The organism is Methylobacterium sp. WL18 (assembly GCF_008040015.1).
Taxonomy (GTDB): Bacteria; Pseudomonadota; Alphaproteobacteria; order Rhizobiales; family Beijerinckiaceae; genus Methylobacterium; species Methylobacterium mesophilicum.
This window is the reverse complement of record NZ_VRVD01000924.1, coordinates 1-1,398: the sequence shown is the minus strand read 5'-3', so window position 1 is coordinate 1,398 and position 1,398 is coordinate 1. Positions and strand designations below refer to the sequence as shown.

Genomic DNA, 1,398 nt, shown 5'->3' with positions numbered 1-1,398 from the left:
AGCGGGGGCTCGCCGGGGCGGTCGGCGGCCGGGCCGCGCTCGACTATCACCGCGACGGGCTGGTCTGCACCCTCACCGCGCCGCTCGCCGGATTCCGGGCCGGGCCTTAGAGCGCGGCATGTCGGGGTTTCTAAAGGGCTCGGGGTCGGCATCCCTGAAGACAGCGGGCTCCGCCCGCACCCGCGAAAGGTCGAGGACCTTTCGAAGCCCGGACCTTGTCCGCTCAGTCGGGGATCGCGAGGCCGATCGACAGGCACAGCGCCCCGACTGCGGTCAGGGCCACGGCAGCCTGGCGGACCTGGTGCCAGCGGGCGGTGCGGGCCCGCTCCTCCGGGCTCGCGCCCAGGCGCAGCTCGTCGTCGAACCCCTTCACGAAGGATTCGAAGCTCGGGAAGGCCCGCCGGGCGAGCCACAGCCACACGCCGACGGCGATCAGGCTGAAGGCCCCACCGCCATACGTCAAAGCATCGTCCAGCATCCGGCGCACGCCTACCAGCCCACGCCCCCCTCTGAAGCCGACGTCTACGGCAGGGTGCTGGACTTGCCTAGGTCATCCCCGGAATCGGGCGGGCGAATTTTTGTTTCCGCGCCGTATCCGGCGGCCGTTCAGGCCGGCGGCCGGCCCAGGGCGTAGAGGGTGATGGCGGCCGCGTTCGAGACGTTGAGGCTGCGGATCGCCCCCGAGAACGGGATCCGGGCCAGGATGTCGCAGCAGGTCCGGGTCCGCTCGCGCAGGCCCTTGCCCTCCGCCCCGAGGACGATCACCAGCGGCCGGGCGACGGTGAGGGTGTCGAGGCTCGCGGGCGCGTCGGAATCGAGGCCGATCCGGGTGTAGCCGCGCTCGCCCAGCTCGATCAGCGCCTCGGCCAGGTTGCGGACGGTGACGAAGGGCACGTGCTCCAGCCCCCCGGACGCGGATTTCGCCAGGACCCCGGTGGCGCCCGGCGCGTGCCGCACCGTGGTGACGATGCCGGCGACCCCGAAGGCCGCGGCGGTGCGGACGATCGCCCCGACATTGTGCGGGTCGGTGATCTGGTCCAGCGCCAGCAGCAGGGCGTCGGCCGGCAGGTCGTCGAGGCCGGGAGCGGGCAGGGGCTCGGCCTCGAGATACAGGCCCTGGTGGACCGCGTCCGGCCCGAGCAGGCGGCCGATCTCGCTCGGTCGGACCAACTCGGGGGCGATGCGCAGGGCATCGCCGAATTCCTCGGTCAGCCGGGCCGCCGCGTTCTCGGTGGCGAGCAGCCGGTGCAGGCCGCGCTCCGCGTTGCCCAGCGCCTGGACCACCGGGTGCCAGCCATACAGCACCGCGGCGCCATCGGGCCCCCCGGATTCGGGCCGCGGCCCGGATCCGCCGGGACGCCCGCCGGACCGGAAGCTGGGCCGAAACCCGGACCGGGG

The 1,398-nt window shown here is 73.6% G+C and carries 2 protein-coding genes; both read right to left on the bottom strand.

Translation table 11 applies throughout. The features are described from left to right. Nucleotides 1-223 precede the first annotated feature (223 nt). Nucleotides 224-478, bottom strand: a complete 255-nt coding sequence (locus tag FV228_RS29765; protein ID WP_147857733.1) for a hypothetical protein — start codon at nucleotides 476-478, stop codon at nucleotides 224-226. A gap of 128 nt (nucleotides 479-606) precedes the next feature. Further along, nucleotides 607-1,398, bottom strand: a 792-nt coding sequence (locus FV228_RS29760; RefSeq protein WP_246694078.1) for an RNA methyltransferase, incomplete at its 5' end; no start/stop codon positions are given.